This window comes from Salinisphaera orenii subsp. halophila YIM 95161 (assembly GCF_003732545.1).
GTDB lineage: Bacteria > Pseudomonadota > Gammaproteobacteria > Nevskiales > Salinisphaeraceae > Salinisphaera > Salinisphaera orenii_A.
The window spans coordinates 79,371-99,310 of sequence record NZ_AYKF01000143.1 but is presented as its reverse complement, the minus strand read 5'-3'; the positions used below and the strand labels follow the sequence as shown (position 1 = coordinate 99,310).

Annotated in this window: 19 protein-coding genes; 3 read left to right on the top strand and 16 right to left on the bottom strand. The window is 64.2% G+C overall.

Annotated elements, in window-relative coordinates; translation table 11 throughout:
* Positions 1 to 12 precede the first annotated feature (12 nt).
* From SAHL_RS17115 to SAHL_RS17105, 3 genes are read left to right on the top strand one after another with little or no spacing between them, the layout of a single operon-like run.
* A complete protein-coding gene (locus SAHL_RS17115) occupies positions 13 to 708 on the top strand; it encodes a malonate decarboxylase holo-ACP synthase (protein WP_221178024.1) in 696 nt (231 codons plus the stop codon).
* Positions 705 to 1,643, top strand: coding sequence for an ACP S-malonyltransferase (locus tag SAHL_RS17110; RefSeq protein WP_123592623.1), 939 nt, complete (start codon positions 705 to 707; stop codon positions 1,641 to 1,643). The genes SAHL_RS17115 and SAHL_RS17110 overlap by 4 nt, the downstream gene beginning before the upstream one ends.
* A 60-nt stretch (positions 1,644 to 1,703) precedes the next feature.
* The gene (locus tag SAHL_RS17105; RefSeq protein WP_123592622.1) at positions 1,704 to 2,942 is read left to right on the top strand and encodes a multidrug effflux MFS transporter; all 1,239 of its coding nucleotides are present in this window, start codon (positions 1,704 to 1,706) and stop codon (positions 2,940 to 2,942) included.
* A 132-nt stretch (positions 2,943 to 3,074) separates the two neighbouring features.
* On the opposite strand, the gene SAHL_RS17100 is transcribed toward SAHL_RS17105, so the two are convergent.
* From SAHL_RS17100 to SAHL_RS17030, 16 genes are all read right to left on the bottom strand, one after another.
* Positions 3,075 to 4,481 (bottom strand): NADH-quinone oxidoreductase subunit N, encoded by a 1,407-nt coding sequence (locus SAHL_RS17100; RefSeq protein WP_123592621.1) that lies wholly within the window; start codon positions 4,479 to 4,481, stop codon positions 3,075 to 3,077.
* 1 nt (position 4,482) lies between these two features.
* Positions 4,483 to 5,967, bottom strand: coding sequence for a complex I subunit 4 family protein (locus SAHL_RS17095; RefSeq protein WP_123592620.1), 1,485 nt, complete (start codon positions 5,965 to 5,967; stop codon positions 4,483 to 4,485).
* 1 nt (position 5,968) lies between these two features.
* Positions 5,969 to 7,792: an NADH-quinone oxidoreductase subunit 5 family protein gene (locus SAHL_RS17090; RefSeq protein ID WP_123592619.1), complete on the bottom strand. Its 1,824-nt coding sequence runs from the start codon at positions 7,790 to 7,792 to the stop codon at positions 5,969 to 5,971.
* 2 nt (positions 7,793 to 7,794) lie between these two features.
* Positions 7,795 to 8,100: an NADH-quinone oxidoreductase subunit NuoK gene (gene nuoK, locus SAHL_RS17085; RefSeq protein ID WP_123592618.1), complete on the bottom strand. Its 306-nt coding sequence runs from the start codon at positions 8,098 to 8,100 to the stop codon at positions 7,795 to 7,797.
* Between the two features lie 13 nt (positions 8,101 to 8,113).
* On the bottom strand, positions 8,114 to 8,716 hold the full coding sequence (locus tag SAHL_RS17080) for an NADH-quinone oxidoreductase subunit J family protein (RefSeq protein WP_123592617.1): 603 nt from the start codon (positions 8,714 to 8,716) through the stop codon (positions 8,114 to 8,116).
* Positions 8,713 to 9,627, bottom strand: coding sequence for an NADH-quinone oxidoreductase subunit H (locus SAHL_RS17075; protein WP_123592616.1), 915 nt, complete (start codon positions 9,625 to 9,627; stop codon positions 8,713 to 8,715). Before SAHL_RS17075 ends, SAHL_RS17080 begins: the two co-directional genes overlap by 4 nt.
* Entirely contained in the window at positions 9,624 to 10,874 is a 1,251-nt protein-coding gene (locus SAHL_RS17070) for an NADH-quinone oxidoreductase subunit D-related protein (protein WP_123592615.1), read from the bottom strand. Before SAHL_RS17070 ends, SAHL_RS17075 begins: the two co-directional genes overlap by 4 nt.
* 2 nt (positions 10,875 to 10,876) lie before the next feature.
* Positions 10,877 to 11,227, bottom strand: a complete 351-nt coding sequence (locus SAHL_RS17065) for an NADH-quinone oxidoreductase subunit A (protein WP_123592614.1) — start codon at positions 11,225 to 11,227, stop codon at positions 10,877 to 10,879.
* A 97-nt stretch (positions 11,228 to 11,324) separates the two neighbouring features.
* Positions 11,325 to 12,134 carry a copper resistance protein B gene (locus tag SAHL_RS17060; protein WP_123592613.1) on the bottom strand — a complete coding sequence of 270 codons (810 nt, stop codon included), beginning with the start codon at positions 12,132 to 12,134 and terminating at the stop codon, positions 11,325 to 11,327.
* Positions 12,127 to 14,112, bottom strand: a complete 1,986-nt coding sequence (locus SAHL_RS17055) for a copper resistance system multicopper oxidase (protein WP_123592612.1) — start codon at positions 14,110 to 14,112, stop codon at positions 12,127 to 12,129. The genes SAHL_RS17060 and SAHL_RS17055 overlap by 8 nt, the downstream gene beginning before the upstream one ends.
* Before the next feature lie 50 nt (positions 14,113 to 14,162).
* Positions 14,163 to 14,843 carry a c-type cytochrome gene (locus SAHL_RS17050; RefSeq protein WP_123592611.1) on the bottom strand — a complete coding sequence of 227 codons (681 nt, stop codon included), beginning with the start codon at positions 14,841 to 14,843 and terminating at the stop codon, positions 14,163 to 14,165.
* Between the two features lie 623 nt (positions 14,844 to 15,466).
* Positions 15,467 to 15,967, bottom strand: coding sequence for a hypothetical protein (locus SAHL_RS17640; protein WP_148045601.1), 501 nt, complete (start codon positions 15,965 to 15,967; stop codon positions 15,467 to 15,469).
* Between the two features lie 678 nt (positions 15,968 to 16,645).
* Complete coding sequence (locus SAHL_RS17045) at positions 16,646 to 17,254, bottom strand: protein-disulfide reductase DsbD N-terminal domain-containing protein (protein ID WP_184947812.1); 609 nt, start codon at positions 17,252 to 17,254, stop codon at positions 16,646 to 16,648.
* 7 nt (positions 17,255 to 17,261) lie between these two features.
* The gene (locus tag SAHL_RS17040; RefSeq protein WP_123592609.1) at positions 17,262 to 18,449 is read right to left on the bottom strand and encodes a protein-disulfide reductase DsbD family protein; all 1,188 of its coding nucleotides are present in this window, start codon (positions 18,447 to 18,449) and stop codon (positions 17,262 to 17,264) included.
* Positions 18,446 to 19,264 (bottom strand): TVP38/TMEM64 family protein, encoded by an 819-nt coding sequence (locus tag SAHL_RS17035; protein ID WP_123592608.1) that lies wholly within the window; start codon positions 19,262 to 19,264, stop codon positions 18,446 to 18,448. Before SAHL_RS17035 ends, SAHL_RS17040 begins: the two co-directional genes overlap by 4 nt.
* A 36-nt stretch (positions 19,265 to 19,300) precedes the next feature.
* Positions 19,301 to 19,936, bottom strand: a complete 636-nt coding sequence (locus tag SAHL_RS17030; protein ID WP_123592607.1) for a class I SAM-dependent methyltransferase — start codon at positions 19,934 to 19,936, stop codon at positions 19,301 to 19,303.
* Positions 19,937 to 19,940: the final 4 nt, after the last annotated feature.

The window sequence follows — 19,940 nt, the reverse complement described above, 5'->3', positions numbered from 1 at the left end:
ACGACGCCGACGGTGGATTACAGCCGCCACACGGCCGTGCCGCGGCCGCACGATCTCGTCTGGATCGAACCGGACGCGCTGGGTGAACACATCGCGCCCTGGGCTCTGGCCCGCGTGGCCGCCGGTCAGCCGGTGGTGGTCCGGCGCGCGCGCCGCGACGCCGGCCGCGGGCTGCCGGTGGGGGTGCGCGGCGCGCACCGCGGCCAGCGCGAGGCCGCGCGTCTCGAGCCCGGCCGCTGGCAGGCGCTGCGCACCCCCGAGTCGTTGGCGGCCGACGGCGCCTGGATCGAGCACCCGCGCGCGGCGGCGGTGGCCGCGATCGGCGCCGCGGCGGGTGCCGCCTGTCTGCTCAATGCCGGCGGCTGGTGCTGGGGTGTGACCGGCGCGGTCGGCTTCGAACTGGCCACCGGCGAGCCGGTCTGCCACGCCGACTCCGATCTCGACGTACTCATCCGCGCGCCCGAACGGGTGCCGCGCGCCGAGGCCCGGCGCCTGGCCCGAGCGCTGGAGGCATTGTCCGCGCCCTGCGATGCCCAGATCGAGACGCCCGCCGGCGGGGTGGCGCTGGCCGATTGGGCGGGAGCGGCCAAGCGGGTGCTGGTCAAGAGCGACGCCGGGCCGTTTCTGTGTGCCGATCCGTGGTCCGAGTCGGGGTCCGCAGACGCGGATCGTCGCCCGTCATCCGTGGCCGAGTCTCCGAGCGGATGACGGCGCTGTTCACCTTCGCGGGGCAGGGCGCCCAGCGCCCCGGCATGCTCGCCGATCTGCCCGACAGCGCGGCGGTGCAGGCCACGCTGGCCGAGGCCGCCGACGTGCTCGATCGCGATACGGCCGAGCTGGATACGGCCGCGGCGCTGGCCGACACCGAGACGGTCCAGGTCGCCTTGACGGTGGTCGGCGTCGCGGCGGCGCGGGAGCTCGCCGCGCGCGGCGCCGAGCCGTCAGCGGTGATGGGGCTGTCGATCGGCGCCTGGCCGGCGGCGGTCGTCGCCGATGCGCTCGATTTCGCCGACGCGCTGCGACTGGTGGCGCGGCGCGGCGCGCTGATGCGTGATGCCTTTCCCGAGGGCCACGGCATGGCCGCGGTCATCGGACTCGAAGAGGCGCCGGTGCGGGCGCTGGTCGAGGCCGCCCGCGCCGAGGGTTGGATCGTGTATGTCGGCAATATCAACAGCGACCGGCAGATCGCCGTGGCCGGCCGCGACGACGCGCTCGCACACATCCGGGAGCGCGCCCTCGCGGCCGGCGCCTCGCGGGTCGTGCGGCTGGACATGGCGGTGCCGTCGCACTGCGAGCTGCTGGCCGCACCCGCCGAGACGCTGGCCGAGGTCGCGGCGGGGGTGACGTTCCGGACGCCGCGGTGTGCCTATTTCAGTGCCAACGCGCGCCGTCGCCTGTGGCGCGCGGCGGCGGTACGCGACGACTTGGTTCACAACATGGCGCGGCCCGTCTACTGGGCCGCGAGCGCGCGCATTGCCGCGGAGTCGGGTTTCGCGCTGGCCGTGGAGATGCCCCCGGCGCGGGTGCTCACGGGCCTGCATCCGGATGTGGCGCCGCCCGGCGAGGCCGTGGCCGTGGTCGATGCGGGCTGGCATAATGCCGCCGCTCTGATTGCGCGCGCCGCGGTTCGCGACGACCGCTGAAGCGCCCGCCCGGCGGCTGCCTTCCGGCCGCCGCGACCCGCCAGCCAGGAGTCCGACCGCATGGTCACGCGTGAGCAAAGCCCCGTCGCGCACGCGATCTTCGTCGGCGTGCTCGGCATGCTGACGGCCATCGCGCCGCTGTCGATCGACATGTATCTGCCGGCGATGCCGGATCTGGCCGATGCGTTTTCGGTATCGGCCGCCCACGTGCAGTACAGCCTGAGCCTGTTCTTCGTCGGGCTGGCGCTGGGCCAGCTCACCTACGGCCCGATCGCGGATCGCTACGGTCGCCTGCCGGTGCTCTATTTCGGCATCTGTCTGTATCTGGCGGCCAGCCTCGTCTGTGCGCTGGCGGTGTCGATGCCGGTGCTGCTCGCCGCGCGTCTGGCCGCGGGTTTCGGCGCCGCGGCCGCGCCGGTCATGGCCCGCGCGATCGTGCGCGACCGCTTCGAGGGCGCGCAGGCCGCCAGCGTGATGTCGTTCGTGGTCATGGTCATGGCGACCGCGCCGCTGGTCGCACCACTCGTCGGTGGCGTGGTGCTGGCGGTGGCCTCCTGGCGCGGCATCTTCGCGCTGCTCTGCGTCTATGCGGCGATGTGTCTGATCGCGCTGCGCCTGCTGCTGCGCGAGTCGCACCCGCCCGCGCGACGCGTGCGCGATCGCAGCCTGTTCGCCCAGTACGTTGGCTATCTGGCGCTGGTCCGGCGCGGGCCCATCGCCCTGTTTCTGGTCTGCGGCAGCCTCATGTTCGGGGCGCTGTTTTCGTACGTGGCGGGCAGCTCGTTCGTCTACATCGAGCAGTTCGGCATTCCCCAGTCGCAGTTCGGTTTCTATTTCGGTGCCAACGTGCTGGCCATGCTCATGGGCACCTTCGCCAACGGTCGGCTGGTGATGCACTTCGGCTATCGGCGGCTGCTCGGCGTGGCCGTCTGCAACACTCTCGTCTGCTCGCTGGTGCTGCTGGTGGCCTCGGTTACCGGACTGGGTGGTTTCTGGGGGGTGGCAGTGCCGCTGTTCTTCCTGCTGTCGACCGTGGGCGTGGCCGGTGCGAACACGGTGGCGGGACTGCTCGATCAGGCGCCGGATGCGGCCGGGGCGGCGTCGGCACTATTCGGCGTCTGCCAGTTCACCGCCGGTGCGTTCGCGAGCTGGTGCGTGGGCGTGCTCGGCGGCAACGCCCTCGCCATGGCGATCGTGATGACGATCGCGGCCGGTGGTTCGGTGGCTGCGTTCATTGCGCTGCTGATGCGCGTGCCGACACCGGGTGCGGCTGCCGGGGAGCGCCCGGGCCCGGCCTAGCGGTCCAGTCTCAGCATTTGACTGGGCTGGATCGAGCCAGTGGCGCATTTGCTCAGAAAGCAGGCGAGGTCGAGGCGCTATTGCTGACTGGCCAAGCTTGGCGCGCAAACCCAGCGCTATTTCAGTAGCGGCTTAGGGAAGAAGAGTGGCTTGTGACAGCATCCGCCAGAGCGGATCTGCCAAGCCGCCCAGAGCGAGGGTAAACGACGCACATAAGAAGACAGAGACTGCCGCCCAGTAGCCGAGTGTGTGCATGGGCCGTGCCGGCTCGGCGAAATATACGGGTGCAAGCACGTGCAAGTAGTAAACCAGCGAAACGACGGTATTGACCAGCGCCACCACCGCCAGCCAGGCATAGCCGGATTCAATCGTGGTGACGAACAGCGCCAGCTTGCCGACGAAACCGGCAAGCGGCGGAATACCCACCAGCGAGAGAAAACTCAGGATCAATGCGGCCGCGAGCAGCGGATGGGCGGTGGCGAGGCCGCGATAGTCGGTCAGATTCGTGCGCCCGCGTAGCTGCGTCACGACACCAAATGCTGCGAGGTTCGCGACGGCATAGCTCGCGAGAAAGAATAGCAGCGCCGGCAGGGCATAGGGGTCGAGACCCAGCACGGCGACCGCCATCAGTGCGTAGCCGGATTGCGAGACCGAGGACCAGCCGAGCATGCGCCGCACGTCGTTCTGGCCAAGCGCGCTCAGGTTGCCGATGGTCATGGTCGCGACCGCGATCGTGGCAACCACGGCGCGCCAGGCGATGTCTTCCTGCGGGAACAGATCGACGAAGCGGGCCAGCGCGATGGCCGCGCCGACCTTGGGTGCAATAGTGAGAAAGGCGGCCGCGGGCGGCGGGGCGCCCTCGGCGACGTCCGGCATCCAAGTATGGGCCGGCACGGCAGCGAGCTTGAACGCGACACCCACAACGACAAGGCTGAAGGCGACGTGCGTCATCCATTGCGGACTGTCGTTCGTGCGGGTGGCCAACTCGCCGTAGTCCGTGGTGGCAAACAGCCCGAACATCAACGTCACACCGAGCACGAGCAGAGTGTTAGCCAGCGCGCCGACCAGGAAATACTTCATGCCGGCTTCGACCGAGAGCGGCCAGTTACGGTGGTAGGCGGCCAGCGTATAGCCCGTCACCGAGGACAGCAGGACGGCCATGATCAGCTGCATCAGGTCTGCCGCGCCGGCAAGCAGCATGGCCCCGAGTGTGGCCAACAAGAAGATCGCATAGTATTCGCCGTGGCGCCGGTCGGTGCGCAGCCATTCGGGCGTCAGCAGAACGCTCAAGGCAGCCGTGGCCAGGATGATCAGGCGCGCCCAGATGCTGGCGCCGTCGAGGGCCCAGACTCCCGAAAATGTGATTCTTGGGGCCTCGCCCAGTTGGGCGAGACAGAACGCGGCTGCCACGGTCAGACCGATGAGCGCGCCCGGGGCAGCCAACCACTGATCGCGCTCGCGCATAAAGCTTGCCGCCAGTAGCAGCACGACAGCGCTGACCAGAACGCTGAGTTCGGGGAGAACGTCGCCGACCGGCATCCTAGAACCCGGCCGTCAAAAAGGCGGTTGCACTGTTGATCGGTGTCAGCAGCCAATTCGGATATATGCCGATCACCACGATTAGCAGTGCGAGTATGGCGAGGGTACCGATTTCGACGCGCGCGAGATCCCCGAAACCCTGGCGGTCGGCAGGCAGCTCACCGAAGAACAGCTGCTGCAGCATCTGCAGGAAGAGCGCGGCGGTAATCAGAATCCCCAGAAGCGCGATGGCGGCCAACCACGGATAGACGCTGAAAGCACCGACGAATATCTGCAGCTCGGCAACGAAACCGGCGAGCCCTGGCAAACCCAGGCTCGCGAACGACGCGAGAACCGTGAAACGCGTGAGGTTCGGCGCGACCTGGCTCAGCCCGCCGTAGTGCTCGAGGTCGTAGTCGCCGGTGCGCTGCCAAAAGGCGCCGCAGATTAAGAACAGCGCGCCGGTGATCAGCCCGTGCGCGACCATTTCCACGGTGGCGCCGGTCAACGCCATCTGCCGCGCGGCCTGCTCGCCGCCTATGGTCGCGGCCGCGGCGATACCCAGCAGCACATAGCCCATATGATTCACTGACGTATAGGCAATGCGGCGTTTGAGATTGCGCTGCGCCATCGAGACCAGCGCACCCCACAGGATCGAGATGACCGCCAGAACGGCCAGCACGAAAGCATAGCGTGCGAAGGTCTCGCTGAGCATCGAATAGGGGATGCGAATGAGACCATAGGTGCCCATCTTGAGCAGCACGCCCGCGAGCACGGCCGACGCCGGGCCGGGCGCATTCACGTGCGCTGGCGGCAGCCAGGTATGCAGGGGTACGAACGGCGTCTTGATGCCGAAGCCGACGACGAAGCCCACCAGCACCAGCGTCGCGCGCAGGTCCATGCCTGCGAGTGGCTGCTCGGCGATCAGCGTACGCATGTCGAAGGTCAGCGGGTCGGTCGCCAGCACGAGGCCGATGATCGCCAGCAGAATGGCTAACGAGCCGGCAAAGGTATAGACGAAGAACTTGATCGCGGCGCGCTCGGCATCGCCGTGGCCCCAACGCCCGATCAGGAAGAACAGACCGACCAGGCTCAGGTCGAAGAAGACATAGAACAGCGCCAGATCCAGGGTCAGGAACACCCCGAGCGATACCGCTTCGAGAAACAGAAACCACGCGTAGTATTCGCGTGCCCGCCCCCGCGTTTCGGCGGGCCAGGCGATGGCTGCGACGAACAACACGGCGCTCATTGTGGCTATTACCAGCGCGATGCCGTCGACACCCATACGCCAGCCGATGCCGAGCGCCGGGATCCAGGGGTAGTCGACAACGTACTGAAACGCGGGTGCGCCCGCGCTGGTATCGAAGCCGAGCCAGACTGCCACGAGCAGGAGCAACGGCGCACTGCCTACGCCGCAGGCGAGCCAGCGGTACGCCGGTTCATTCAGGCGTAAGAAACTGAACGCGAGCGCGCCCAGCAGCGGGATCAGAATGGTGGCCGTGAGCATGCTAGCGCCCCACAAAGAGAATGATTGCCAACACCACGGCGCCCGCGGCCATGAAGGCGAGATAGTGGTGCGAAAGCCCGGTCTGGAAACGGCGGCTGTCATCGCCGCTCAGGGCAAACCAGCGATTGGCGCCCTCCGGCAGGCCGTCGGCAAGACGGTCCAGCCCTCGATAGGCGACACGCGCCGTGAACAGCCCGCCGGCGCCGATTCGGCGCACGGCGCCATCGATGATGGCATCGTCGAACCCCGCGCAGCGCTGTGCGAGCGCCTGAATGGGGCGCCCGACCAAGCGCTCGATCGCGAAGGGCAGGCCGAGCCAGTCGGCGCAGCTTGCGATGGCGCCGCTCGCGCCCAGCGCCGGATGCAGGCGCGCGATCACGAGGCCGCCGTAAAGGCCGACGCCGACAGCCAGCAACGAGCCGATGGTCTCCCAGGCCGGGGCCGCCGGAAACGAGGTCGCGAACCAGCTACCCAACGCCTGCTGTATGACCGGCAGCCAGAGGAGGGTAAGCGCCAGGCTGGCGGCAGCCAGCGAACCGGTCGCTATGGTTTCGGTCGTTCGCGACGTAGCGCTGATATCGTCGGCACCAGGGCCGTAGGCGCTATAGACAAAGCGCATGGCATAGGCTGCGCTCAGGGCGCCGGCAAGCATGACGGCGAACGCCAGCCACGGGCTGAAATGCCCGGCGGCCGTGACGACCATTTCCTTCGTCCACGCTGCGCCCAGCGGCGGTATGCCGGCCAAGGCGAGCCCGCCGACCGCAGTTGCCACGGCCGCGACCGGCAGCACGCGGCCGAAGCCCATCTCCGTTAGGCTGAAACTCACGGCCTGGCGGCCCGCGATGCCGGCGCTTAGAAACAGCAACGCCTTGAAAGCCGCGTGCGCGACCAAGTGGAGCAGCGCTATTTCAGGATAGCCCGCGCCGACCGCAACGAACATCAAACCGTAGTGCGCGGAGGTGGACGCCGCGAGCAATTTTTTCGCGTGCGGCTGGAGCAAAGCGGTCAAACCGCCTGCGAGGGCCGTGGCGATCCCGATGCCAATTGTCGCAGGACCAAACCATGGCATCTGAGCGAGCGTCGGCTCGAGCCGGATCAACAGATAGGCCCCCGCAGCGACCATGGTGGCCGAATGCAGCAGGGCAGACACCGACGTCGGCCCGTCCATGGCACGAAACAACCACGGCGCGAACGGGAGCTGGCCGGATTTCGCGGCCGCGCTCAGTACGATCCCGGCAACCAGAATCGTTTGCTGTGGCCCACCGACGGTTTCGAGCGCGGCAAAAGCGAAGGTACCCGTATCCCTGAACACGACCATGGCCGCAGCGAACAGTCCGAGATCGCCGAAACGGGTCATCACGAATGCGTAGCGCGCCGAGGCCGCATGCGATACGCGTTGCCGTTCGTGCCCGATCAAGGCCCAAGAGCAGGCGCCGACTAGCTCCCAGCCGATAAGCAGGGTGATAAGGTCGGCCGCGATCACCAGCAACAGCATGGCGCCGACGAACAGCAGCAACAGCGATACCAGACGGTTCAAACCCTGCAAGCGTTCGTGGGCCGCGGCATAGGCCAGCACGGGAAGCGCAATGACCGGTACCAGCAACGCCATGACGACCGACCGTGAGGTCAGCACCACCTCAAACTGAAGTGGGGTACTCCAGGCAAATCTTCCGACCCAGCCGTCCAGGCCCGCGAAAACAGTCAGCAATAGTGTGACCAGCAGCACACCACAGCCCGTAGCGCCCAGAGCGGGGCGGCGCTGCATCGGCGACGCGTGAACAATCGCGGCAGCGAGAAGCGGAACCAGGGCGACAAGCCAGAGCATGATCAATGCTTCAGGGTCGTCAGGCCTTCGGTGACATCGGCCTGGCGGTTGCGATAGACCGCGGTGATCAATGCGAAGCCTACGGCCATTTCGACCGCCATCACGGCCATCGCGATGATGGTCAGCAGCTGGCCTGTGGGCAGGCCGCCTGCGGTAAGCGACCAGAATCCGACCGCTGCGAGCATGACGCCGTTGAGCATCAGTTCAAGGCCCATCATCAGCATTACGAAAGACTGCTGCGACAACGTGCCGTATAGTCCGATGCCGATGAGCGCGGCGGCGACGATCAATATCGTTGTGAGTGTCATGAGCGCTTCCCGATCAATGGTGGTGATGGGCGTGGCCGCTGGCCTGTTCGGGCTGGCGCCCGGCCGGTTCGCCACCCGGTTCCAGGGGCGGCGGCACGGCGCCGGTATCGGCCTCGCCGAAGCGTCCGCTGCGGCTCGACAGAATGACGCTGGCAACCATGGTTGCCAGCAGCGTGACACCGGCGGTTTCGAAGATCAGCATCGAGTCGCCGAGCAGTTCCTTGCCGAGGCCGACGACGACCTCGGCGTCCGGCGCGACCGGGTTGGAGGAAAAGCGCGTAACAACGATCAGACCGGTCAGTGCAGCGAAGACGAACACGCCGGCTGCGATCGAGAAACGGTGCTGGTGCACCATCATCATCGGATTCAGGCCCGCCGGGTTCATCATGTACATGACCATGAACAACGCCATCACCATCATCTCCACTGCCATCATGAAGACGGTCGCGATGCCGAGATATGGCGCGTTCAGCAAGACCATGATCAAGCCGACGGCGATGAACGACAGCATCAGGAGGAACGAGGCGCGAACCATCGAGTCGGTGCAGAACACGCGCCAGCCGCTTACCACGGCGATCGCCGCGAAGATCCAGAATGCGATATCGGTGACGTTCATAGCGCCAGTACTCCGGCCCATACCAGGTGCACGAACGATAGCGGCAGTAGCACCGTCCAGATCAAAGTCATCATCCGACTTGGCGAAATCCGAGCCAGCTGGTGGCTGAGGCCGACCAGGGCCAGAAGCACGGCTGCGGTCTTGAGCACCAGCCATACCGGCCCGGGCAGCCAGGGCCCCAGGTAGCCGCCCAGGAATACACTGGCCGCTACGGTGGCCACCGCTGTAAGCATCGCGAGCCGCGCGAATTCCCAGACCAGTCGCGGCGCGCCGGATACCTCGGCCGCGGTGCCGCCCGCAATATCCGCCGAGTCGGCATAGTTGAACGGGCCTCTGAAGCTTAGAGACAGGCCAAGCAGCAGGAAAAGCGGGAGCCCGAGCGGCTGGCGGATGACATTCCAGAGTTCGCGCTGGGATTCGATGATCTTCGGAACAGCCAGCGACTCGGCGGGCAACGCCGCGGCGATAAGCACGAACATGCTGATCAGCATCACCGGCAGCCCGATGGCGACATAGCGGTAGGCGCCGATCAGGCCGAGTTGAGAGTTGGCCGACCAACCGTGCAGGAAGACGACCACGACCGTCAGCGCTTCGACGGCGCCCCACCAGACGATGCCGACTTCGAGGTCCGCAAGCACGCTGGCACCGGAGAAGGGCACGAGCGCGACGCCGGTACCGGCCAGCCCGGCATACAGTGCAGGCGCCAGACGCCAGTTCAGCAAATCCGGCGCTTCAGTCAGATTGGACTGCTGGCGCAGCATCGTAGCGCACCGGTAGAGCGGGTTGGCGAGCGGGGCGCGCGGCGGTCGACCTTCGCGCGCGGCCGACCATAGACCGTCGAGCACGGCTATGTACCACGCCATGCCGAGGAGGAAAGCGACCCAGGCCACGGTCAGAACGATCGGGGTCATGGGGCCTCCAGTGGCGCCATGCGACACAGCGCGGCGCTATCGAAACTGTTGAGCACCAGCAGCGCCTCACTCCATTCAAGTCCGGGTAATAGCTCGGTTAAGCGATAGTCGACCGGCGGTGCCCGAAGCGCCCATGGCGCCTCGACAAGTGCGCCTTGGCCAATCATCGCGTCGGGCGCCGCCGAAACGAGCGCCAGCGCTTGTTCGGCTTCGTCGAACCATTGCGCCAGACGCGCTCGACAGTCGCTTTGTGTTTGCGTGACCGGCGTGAAGTCGAGTCGCTTGTACATTGGGTTATCGCTGCGGTCGTCGATAGCGTGGCCGGCAGCGCGCTGTGCCGGTCCACCGAGCTCACGCGCCAGTCGGTCATCGATCCGACCGAGTCCCGGTGCGAGGGCAGCCGTCAAACCGGATCGGGCGGCCGCTTTTCGCAGCGGCGCAATAGCGATGGTCTCGTTCGCGCGTACGCGTGCCGCCAATATTTGGGCGCGCCGACTCAGTGTCGGCAATCCGACGAGCGACAGGAGGCGGGCGATGCACACGAGATGGTGCGCAGCGCGTGCTCGCTCGATCTGGGCCAAGGCCGTCGTTTCGTGCAACAAGCGGTCGAACGGTACGCGATCGACGTCGCGCGGCGGATAGGGCGGCTGAACCACTTCGGCTGACTGGATCACGTCGCCCTGGAACGTGACCTCCAGTACCAATCCAGCCGGCCAGTACGGCATGAACGGCCCGATCTGGGTGGTGTAGACATCCAGCGCCAGCCCGTCGCGAATATCCGGCGTCGGCGGCATGGGCATCATGCGCCCGTAGGGCACGCCACCCATCATCCCTTCGCCGCCCTGACCGTGATCGCCCTTGCCGCGCCAAGGTGCGGGTGGTTCGTCCGGGAGCCGGTGGGTCTCCGATGCATGGGCGCCGGAAATCAGGTTGCGGTAAAGCGCACGTAAAGAAATTACTGGATCGTCGAATGATGCAGCGCGCTGGGCTTCGTCCACGTCGTCGCCCTGTTCGTCTCCCCACCAGAACGTGGCGCGTGGGTGGGGGAGCTGGTCGTGGATCCGGTCGAGGTAAGCTTGGTCGCTATCCCGGACGCGACCCGCGACCAACAGGATGCTGGCGTGTCGGGGTGTGGCGGTTACGTCGATATCCGCACTCTGCAGCAAGCGCTCGACGGCAGGGGCGCGGTCGCGCCCCATGGCTACGAATAGCGGCACGGGGGCGCGTGCCGCCAGGCGCTCGAGCATCTTCACTGCCACCGAAAGATACCTTCGCGCCAGCCGTAGAGAATGCCCACCGTCAGGATGGCGAGAAACATACCCATCTCCGCGAGTGCCTTGACGCCTTCAGCGACGTACACGACTGCCCACGGGTACATGAACATCATCTCCATCTCGAAGGCGATGAATAGCAGCGTCATCGAGTAGTAACGCACGTGAAACCGCTGCCAGGCATGCGTTTGCGGTGCGCTGCCCCCGAGGAACGGGATCTTCTGCGACTCGACCACGCGATCGCGACGAGCGCGTGCCGCAACCCACTGCAACAGCAGGGCGCCCGCCACGATCGTGCCCATGATGGTGAATAGGCCCGTTAACGCCATTGCGTTCTATCCCCTTTGCCTTGTCGCAAGTGGGTACGAAAAGTCCACAACTATGCTAATGAGATGAACGTCTTCTAGATATCCGGTGATTTCCCTATCAGTACCAGGCGCGGATACCGACCACGAAAGCGGTCGACGACGTTTCCTCGCCTTCGGCCTGGGCGATGTCCTTGGTTTCGCCATAGGTCTGCTCCCAGCGTACGCCGATATAAGGCGCGAACTCGCGCTTGATCTCGTAGCGCAGCCGGATCCCCATCTCGGTGTTATTGAGGCCGCTACCCAGCCCGTATTCCGGCACGTCCTGGGCTGAGGCATTGATTTCGGCCCGTGGCTGCAGGATCAACCGCTGGGTAAGCAACAGCTCGTACTCGAATTCGCCCCGGAAACTCACGTCGCCGTCTTCGCTGACGAACAGTGCGGTATCGGACTCGAACCAGTATGGGGCCAGGCCCTGCAGGCCGAGCACGGCAAAGCCACGGTCCGGGTTCGGATTGACGTCGTAGCGCAGACCGGCCTGGGCACTCCAGAACGGCGTGATCGTGCGGTTATAGAGTGCCTGGAACTCGGTGTCCTCCGGCGAGCCGCCACGCATCGGGCCCTCGCCTTCGGTCTTGAGCCAGAGCTTGTTGTAATCGCCGCCAATCCAGCCCTGGGCGTCCCAGAGATAGTTGTTGGTGCCGTCGACATCGCCGTATTCGAGGCGATCGATCAGAAAGAACTTATGGACCTGCTGATCGTGGATCGGTTTTTTCCAGGCCAGCGGCGCCCCGCTTGAGGGCTCGACGGGCCCCTGGGGGATGACTGAGTCGAGATCGGCTTTGCCATCGGATGCCGCAAAAGCTGGGGCCGTAGATCCCAAAAGAAGAACGGCCGCGCCGAGGATGGTTGGGGTCGATTGTTTAAGCATTCTTGTCTCCGGATTGATCGCTCACGCGCACGACGCGGAACATGCCCATTTCCATGTGATAGAGCAGATGGCAGTGAAAGGCCCAGCGGCCCGGTTCGTCTGCCGTGACCAGCAGCGATGCGCGCGAACCCGGCAGCACGCTCAGGGTGTGCTTGAACGGCAGGTGCTCGCCCTGGCCGTTCTCGAGCTCCATGAACATGCCGTGTAGATGGATGGGGTGCTCCATCATCGTGTCGTTGACCATGATCAACCGGATCCGCTCGCCGTACGGAAATTCGATCGGTGTTGCATTGGAGTACTTCACACCGTCGAACGACCACATATAGCGGTCCATATTGCCGGTGAGATGGATCTCGATGGTCTTCGACGGTTCGCGCTGGTCCTGCATCGGCATCACGTTACGCAGCTGGCTGTAGGTGAGCACGCGATGGTTGACGTCCTCCAGCCCGGTGCCGCGCTCGGCGAGGCGATCACGCTGTACGTTGGCGATGTTGATATTGCCGGCACCGTGCATGTCGGGGCCGTGCTTGGCGATCACCGGCCCGGATTGTTCCATCATTGCGCCCGTACCCATGGTCCCGGCATTCGGGCCCGTGCCATGGGCCATCTTTTTCATATCGTGGCCCATGCCGGCCATTTTTCCAGACATCTTCGAGTCGGCCATCTTGTGGCCTTGATGCGACATCCCGGCCATGCCCGATTCCTTTTTGGGCATGTTCATCTTTTGCATCGAGCCGTGATCCATCGCCATCTGGCCGTGGCCCATCGGTTTCGCGCTCTTGCTGTGCGACATGTCCATGCCGCCCATGTCCATCTGGCTCATGTCCATGCCCATATCCATCATCGTGCGCTGCGGCTGTTCGCGCAGTGCCGGCACGGGGGCGACCATGCCCGCCCGCGGCGCGAGCGTGCCGCGGGCATAGCCGCTGCGGTCCATGGTTTCGGCCATGATCGTGTAGGCCTGATCGGCCCGGGGCTCGACCACCACGTCGAAGGTCTCGGCCACGCCGATCTGAAACTCGTCGGTCTCGACCGGCTGCACTTCCTTGCCGTCGGCCGCTACCACGGTCATCGGCAAGCCCGGCATGCGGACGTTGAAATAGGTCATCGCGGAGGCGTTGATCACGCGCAGGCGAATACGCTCGCCGGGCGTGAACAGGCCGGTCCAGTTGGCATCCGGGTGTACGCCGTTCATCAGGTAGCTATAGGTGTAACCGGTGACGTCGGCGATATCGCGCGGGCTCATGCGCATGTCGCCCCAGGCAAGGCGATCCTTCAGCGTGGTGGCGACGCCGGATTGGCGAAAATCCTCGGCCAGATCGCCGAGCGTGCGCTCGCTGAAGTTGTAGTAATCGCTCATTTCCTTGAGCTTTGCGAGCAGACGATGCGGATCCTCGAAGGTCCAGTCGTTGAGTACGATGACGTACTCGCGGTCGGCATTGATGCCGTCGTCGCCTTGCGAATGAATCACGATCGGCCCGGTCTGGCCAACTTGCTCCTGCAGCCCGGAATGGCTGTGGTACCAGTAGGTGCCGGCCTGGCGCACCGGAAAATCGACTTCGAAGGTCTCGCCGGGATCGATGCCGGGAAAGGCGACGCCGGGCACGCCGTCCATCTGGAACGGCAGCAAAATGCCGTGCCAGTGGATCGAGGTCGACTCGTCGAGATGGTTATGCACCCGCAGGTGGGCGTTCTGTCCTTCCCAGAGTTCGACGATCGGGCCGGGCGTGGTGTGGTTCAGCGTAATGGCTGATGCTCGCCCGCCAGCGATGTCGATCATCTCGCGCCGCACGTGCACGTCCATGAGCACATCGCGGGGCTTGCCGCCCGGCACGTGGGCCGCAGCGGTGTTGAGGTGGCGCGTCATGCCATCGCGGGCATAGGCAGGTAGAAGAGCATTGAAGCCTGCCAGCAAGCCGGTTGCGCCCATGGCCTGTAACAGGCGACGGCGGTCACTATCGTGTGTTCGATCACTCATGGAAGGGTGCTCCTGAATTCGTGTTCTATAGATGGACGAGTCCGTGATGCTCAGCCGTGTGCATGAGCACTACCGTCCGGATCTGAATGGGGCTGTCCTTGGGTCTCGCCGTGTGAGTCTGAACGCCCGCTGGCCTCGTCCGAGGCGTGATCGCCACCGTGGCTCTCGTCAGATTCATCGTGATGGCCTTCATCTCCATGGCCGATGCCCTGAGCCTTTGCGGTCTGCAGCATCTGCCGGTAGTCGGTGGCCGACATGCCGGGCAGTTGCTCGACAAAGGCAGTCATCGCCCACATCTCCTCGTCGCTATGGGATGCGCCCCAGGCAGGCATGGCCGATGCCTTGATGCCGTGCTTGATCACCCAGAAGAGTTCAGCCGGGCTTTTCTCTTCGGCCGCGTGCGTGAGTTCGGGTGGTTTGGGGTACATGCCGCGCGCAGCGACCGACTGTTGGCCGCCGGGCGGGGCATGACAATCGCTGCACATAGCGTCGAAGTTGGCCGCGCCGGCCAGCAGCTGTTCTTTGCCGCCTAACTCGGGCGCCTCGATATCGGCCGACTGCCGTTCGACCGAGCGATGGACTGCCTGATTGAGTACCCAGTAGGTAATCGGCCAGTGCTTGTCGGTGGCGGCGACGTTGTAGGCGCCGGAATAAACCACGCCGGCCGCCGCCGCGCCTAGGGCCAGAATGCCGACGACCAGCGTCGTCAGCGCGATTTTAAAGACTTGCATTGTTTCGTCTCCAAGGAACGGCGAGCGCGCGCAACTCAAGTCGAACACTTGTGCCGAGCGGCATAAAGTGCGCTTTCTATCTGAACCGGATCAGGTTCGGACGAAATAGGCTGTGCGATTTACAACGCCGTTCGAGCTGAATAATCGGCGCGAGCAATGCGCCGTAGGGTTTCAGCTATGTGACGAGAGACGGGGGGCGATAGGGCGGGCGGTTAAAGCCACGCGCAACCGCGTCGACAGCGCGACTCGCAAAATGCGCAGCGGGAGGGTACTGCGGACCATCCAACGAGTGATCGTTGACCGCGCTCGACGAACAATGCCCTACGAACGCGCAACAGCAGGGTTCGTGGCTATCGGATCCATCGTCCGTTGCCTGCTCTTCGGCACTGGCATGGCTTGCTGTTTGCGCGTGCGTATGGACTGCCGATACGCCGCCGACGGACGATTGACTGGTGACATGCATGCACGACATGCCGTAAACACCGGCTTGCGCTACCAGCATTTGCAACAGCAGAAGTATGGCAATCGATGCACGCATTACGGACTACGATAACGGCTTAGGGGCAGCAGCTCAAGCTACAAGAAGAGGGGCGGCAAATGCCGCCCCAATCTCATCAATCACGTTATTGATCTTTGTGCGGGCCAGCGTGGATGTGTGAACGAGGGCTGGTGTGAGCCGGATCGTCTTTCGGAAGTTCCCTCCCGCGTTCCATTCCTTGATTGCTGATCGAGTCGCCCGACGTTGAACTATCGATTGACCCGTTACTGGCATTTGCCCTATCTGCAGAGATGTCGTAGTCGTCACTGCCTCTGGGCCCCGCATCTTGGCCGCGTATCGGCGACATTCCGTGATTGCTTCCGGAATGCCCGAGGGATGCGCTATCGATCGACGTATTCCACGGCGCTCGGCGCTCGGTTTTTCCAGGGATCTGCTTATTCAGGGCACGTCTTTCGTCGGGCTTATTTAAAGCCGCATCGCTAATGCGTTGTCCGGACATACCGTTGGCTGTTGATAGGTCTTCGAACCGGCTAATATGCGCGGACGCAACCGCGACGCTGCCGAGCGCGATGGCGCCTGCCGAGAGCAGCGAAATAAACGCCGACGTTTTCGTTGGGTGATACATGTCTCTGTCTCCATCGTATTGACAGGGTGTCCGTCTGTTGCAAAACAAACGTTTCGCCATGTCAGTGATAGTGAGTTCGCATGTCCGGGATGCGAAACGAATCGTGCGAACTCGCTTGTCAAACAGTCGAGATCAATCCGAGATGTCGGCCGATCGTGGCCGTTGATTAGTCGACAAAACGGTGCATCGACGTGCACCGATACAGTTGGCTATGACAATGGAGACGGGGGACGGTAGGGCGGGAAGGCGAAGCCGGGTGCAGCGTCATCACGAATGCGGCCGGCGATCTTCGTAGCGCGGGCAAACAGCCTGCCGTACAACATGCTTTCGGCGTTGATGGCGCTTGATGGGCAATGGCCGCTAGCCGTGCAATGGGGCGCAAATTCGGCACCGCCATTGTGCCCGCCGTGATCCGCTTGCGCGGCATTCTCTTGTGATACGTGTTGGGCTGCAGCGGTTGCGTTCGACGACGCTTCGTGGACGTGCGTGACCACGGGTGCGACAGCTTGGGCCATCATGGCAACGAAGAACAGTATGAATGTGGCTATTACACGCATCACATAATGTTAGATGGCCATGGCGGCGATAAGTTTCAATGGTAGTGTCAAAAATCGATGCGCCGCCCTGGCTTGAACGTGGCACCAGGGATACGGACTCGGGGCCCGGTTGCCCTCGCTGTCAAGGCGAAGCGGCTGAACCGACCAACGAGGCCGATAGGGTCGAAGGCGGCAAGCAAAGCCCGGAGTCGTTGCACGCCTGTATGTCGGCCTCTACCGTAGCGCGATCGATGTCGGCACGTTCGGCAAGAGTGATAGTCAAGTTCAAGGTGCCCGAATAAACACGGATCGGACTGTCGAGGCCGACATCCATTTCATTGCCCGTCGGGTAAGCGACGTCGGCCGCTAATCGAACGTTGTCGGCGAGGACGTCCACCTCGGTCGGTATAAGAAAATCGAACGAAGCCGGATTCGCATTGATATGCCAACCCGGTTCGATGTCGAGTTCGACTCGAACCTTGTCGCCTTGCCGGAACGCATCAAGGTTTACATGAGCTGCACTGAAGCGTTGCCGGGTCAATCCCGAGTCGGGTGCGCCGTTCGGGGCGATCGACGACTCGGACGCCGCGTAAAGATCGGTCGCATCCCGCCCAGTGCTTCGGGTCTCCTTAGCCGAAACGTCTTTTTCCGCTCGCGTCTTACCAGCGACATCGGATGAGGGCGACTGCCAAAACAGGAAAAAGCCACCCGCCGCAATAGCGGCAGTCGCAGGCAACAGCCAGCGAAGCACAAGATCTTTACCGGTTGACACGCGTCTGATCTCCACTGGTTTCGATGGCCGCTTTCAATGTGCTGACCGTAAATAAATCGGGCAGGCGCCGATGGATTGCACCGTCGGGTTGCAACACCACGGCAAAAGGCAGGCCGGCGCCACCGAACGAGCGCAGGTAAGCGTCAAGCGCAGCGTCCGGCCGTGTCAGATCGGCGCGCAGGACGTGCATGTCGGCTGCATCGACGGCTCGCGCAATCGCCGTGTCCGCATACACGGTCTGTTCCAGAACTTTGCAGTTAATACACCAATCCGCCGTGAACTCGACAAGCACCGGCGCGCCTGCAGTGCGGGCCTCGGCAAGCGCGCGCTCCGTTAGCGGCTGCCAAGGCAACGCGTGCTGTGTGCCGGCCCCACGATCAAAGCCGAGCGTGACGGCGCCGGCCACGCCAGCGACCAAGACGAGCGCCGGTACCAAACGCGCGCCGAATCCGGGGCCGACCACCAATGCGCGGATCAACCAGAAAGCCAGGGTCCCGAGCCAGGCGGTCCACAGCAGGGTGCCGACGCGTTCCGCGAGCACGGTCGTTGCAAAAAACGTCGCGCCGGCCAGGAGAATCAGGCCCATGACCTGCTGCACGCGTGACAGCCATGCGCCGCTGCGTGGTATGCGTGTCAGTAGTCCGGGTCGGGCCAGCAGAACGAGATAAGGCAGGGCCAACCCAACGCCCACCGCCATGAACAGCGCAAAGATCGTGCTCGGCGCCTGCGTGAGGGCAAACGCCATGACGCCGCCCAGGAAAGGTCCGGTGCAGGGCGCAGACAAAACCGCGGCCAGAAAACCGGCCAAGTAGGGTTCGGCATAGCCGTTGCCCTGGACGCGGTAGACCCATTGGGGTGGTTGTACGCCGCGCCCCGCGAGACTGTAAACGCCAAGGCCGGCGAGCAGGAAAGCCAGTGCCGCGCGAAACCAGAACGCCTGGAACAGGGTGCCCCAGGTCCAGTTCAGCATGGCGGTCGCCAAAGCGAGCGCACCGAAGAAGGTGAGCGTGCCAGCCAGCAGCGCGATCGCTGCCAGAAAGCGTTGTCGCGAACCGTTGCCCACCACGCGCGCGATCGTGCGCAACTTGACGGGCAACGCGGGTAGCACACACGGCGTGAGATTGAGCAGCACGCCGGCGAACAGCGCCAGCAGGAGATTCGTCCAGATCGTCATCGCGTGGCGTTTTGGCGGCGGCGATCCCGCGCCCTGGAATGGTCGTGCTCGCGGTTTCGCTCATGCGCGCCCCGCGATCGGATGACGCGCGCCGCGCCGAACAAGATCAGCGCGGCAATGCCTGCGAGAGTCCAGATATAGGCCGGCAAGTGCAGCGCCTGACTACCGAGCAGTACGCTCAGTACGGTCAGCGGCAAAATACCCACGCCGGTGGTCCAGACGAACGTCCATCGCGGCACGCCGGCGAGTCCCGCGGCGTAATTGATCAGGTTGAACGACATGATCGGTATCAGGCGCGCGGTCAGCAGTGTCGTAATACTGCTATCACTCACGAATGCATCCAACCGCGCCTGGTAACGCAGCGGAACCAAGCGTGACCGTGCGGCCGGGCCCAGGGCCCGTGCGATCTCGTAACTCAGTATTGCGCCGATCATTGCGCCCGCCCAAGTGAGCAGTACACCCAGCCAGGAGCCGAAGACGACGCCATTGGCGATTGCGATCACCTCGGCCGGGAACGGTACGAAGGAATGAGCTGTCATCAGGCCGATGGACGCGGCAGGCGCCCAGGGGCCAGCGCGCTCGAGGAGCGTGCGCAAACCGTCACTACTAAAATCGACAGCAAACAGGCTGTATTCGACCAAGCACCAGATGATGACGATATCGATCCAGAGCAGTGCTGCGGTTAGCACCACAGCCGCTATCAGCCACCCCTTGCGCGCGGTGCGTAGCAATGTGCGGAAGACCACGGCCAACAACACGAGGCCCAGTGCGGCCAACGCCAGGCAGACGAACAGCAAATCGGCGTTCATCGCCATCGGGCTTCTCGCTGATTTTTTCGTTTCGGTAGAAAATTAAGCTTGAACATGGGTACCACGGGCGGTCATGAGCCCCCAGAGCCAATTGATTTTGTAGGTTTCGATCTGCACGGCGGTGTAGCCGCTTTCTTTGAGCATTCGAGCGCACTCATGCGTTCGATAGGTCCGTGCGTGCGCATGAGCGCGCAGCCGTTGATAGCGCTCGAACAGCCGGCACATCAGATAATCGCCACACCAGTCCGTGAGCACGAGCTGGCCGCCGGGGCGCAGCACGCGCCGCATTTCAATCAGTGCGTCTAGCGGCCGCGCGACGTAGTGAAACATGCTGCAGGAAACGACGACGTCGAACTGCGCGTCGGCAAACGGGAGCTGCTCTGCCCATCCCTCATGAAGCGCGATGTCTGACGAGATTTTGCGGCGCGCGACCGCGAGCATTTCCGGTACCGGATCCAGCCCAACGAGCTGAGTTGCTGGATGACTGGTCGAAAGATGATAAAGCAGGGCACCTGTTCCGCAGCCGACATCGAGTAAGCGATCCTCGGCGCGTAACGGCAGGCGCGCGATCGTTTCCCGCGTCGTCGCCTCGATATAGAACGACCAGTTGGTATCGTAACTGCCGGCGAGCCGAGTGTATTCCTTGATGACTTGAGTTTGAGGGCCTTCCGCGTTCATTGCG

Excerpts from the sequence above, each read along its gene's own strand:
- SAHL_RS17640 (WP_148045601.1), bottom strand. The coding sequence starts at position 15,967 with ATGTATCACCCAACGAAAACGTCGGCGTTTATTTCGCTGCTCTCGGCA.
- SAHL_RS17050 (WP_123592611.1), bottom strand. The coding sequence starts at position 14,843 with ATGCAAGTCTTTAAAATCGCGCTGACGACGCTGGTCGTCGGCATTCTG.
- SAHL_RS17090 (WP_123592619.1), bottom strand. The coding sequence starts at position 7,792 with ATGCTCTGGCTTGTCGCCCTGGTTCCGCTTCTCGCTGCCGCGATTGTT.
- SAHL_RS17055 (WP_123592612.1), bottom strand. The coding sequence starts at position 14,112 with ATGAGTGATCGAACACACGATAGTGACCGCCGTCGCCTGTTACAGGCC.
- SAHL_RS17100 (WP_123592621.1), bottom strand. The coding sequence starts at position 4,481 with ATGCCGGTCGGCGACGTTCTCCCCGAACTCAGCGTTCTGGTCAGCGCT.
- SAHL_RS17065 (WP_123592614.1), bottom strand. The coding sequence starts at position 11,227 with ATGGCGTTAACGGGCCTATTCACCATCATGGGCACGATCGTGGCGGGC.
- SAHL_RS17070 (WP_123592615.1), bottom strand. The coding sequence starts at position 10,874 with ATGCTCGAGCGCCTGGCGGCACGCGCCCCCGTGCCGCTATTCGTAGCC.
- SAHL_RS17035 (WP_123592608.1), bottom strand. The coding sequence starts at position 19,264 with ATGGCGATGAACGCCGATTTGCTGTTCGTCTGCCTGGCGTTGGCCGCA.
- SAHL_RS17030 (WP_123592607.1), bottom strand. The coding sequence starts at position 19,936 with ATGAACGCGGAAGGCCCTCAAACTCAAGTCATCAAGGAATACACTCGG.
- nuoK (WP_123592618.1), bottom strand. The coding sequence starts at position 8,100 with ATGACACTCACAACGATATTGATCGTCGCCGCCGCGCTCATCGGCATC.
- SAHL_RS17060 (WP_123592613.1), bottom strand. The coding sequence starts at position 12,134 with ATGCTTAAACAATCGACCCCAACCATCCTCGGCGCGGCCGTTCTTCTT.
- SAHL_RS17105 (WP_123592622.1), top strand. The coding sequence starts at position 1,704 with ATGGTCACGCGTGAGCAAAGCCCCGTCGCGCACGCGATCTTCGTCGGC.
- SAHL_RS17080 (WP_123592617.1), bottom strand. The coding sequence starts at position 8,716 with ATGAACGTCACCGATATCGCATTCTGGATCTTCGCGGCGATCGCCGTG.
- SAHL_RS17110 (WP_123592623.1), top strand. The coding sequence starts at position 705 with ATGACGGCGCTGTTCACCTTCGCGGGGCAGGGCGCCCAGCGCCCCGGC.
- SAHL_RS17040 (WP_123592609.1), bottom strand. The coding sequence starts at position 18,449 with ATGACGATCTGGACGAATCTCCTGCTGGCGCTGTTCGCCGGCGTGCTG.
- SAHL_RS17075 (WP_123592616.1), bottom strand. The coding sequence starts at position 9,627 with ATGACCCCGATCGTTCTGACCGTGGCCTGGGTCGCTTTCCTCCTCGGC.
- SAHL_RS17095 (WP_123592620.1), bottom strand. The coding sequence starts at position 5,967 with ATGCTCACGGCCACCATTCTGATCCCGCTGCTGGGCGCGCTCGCGTTC.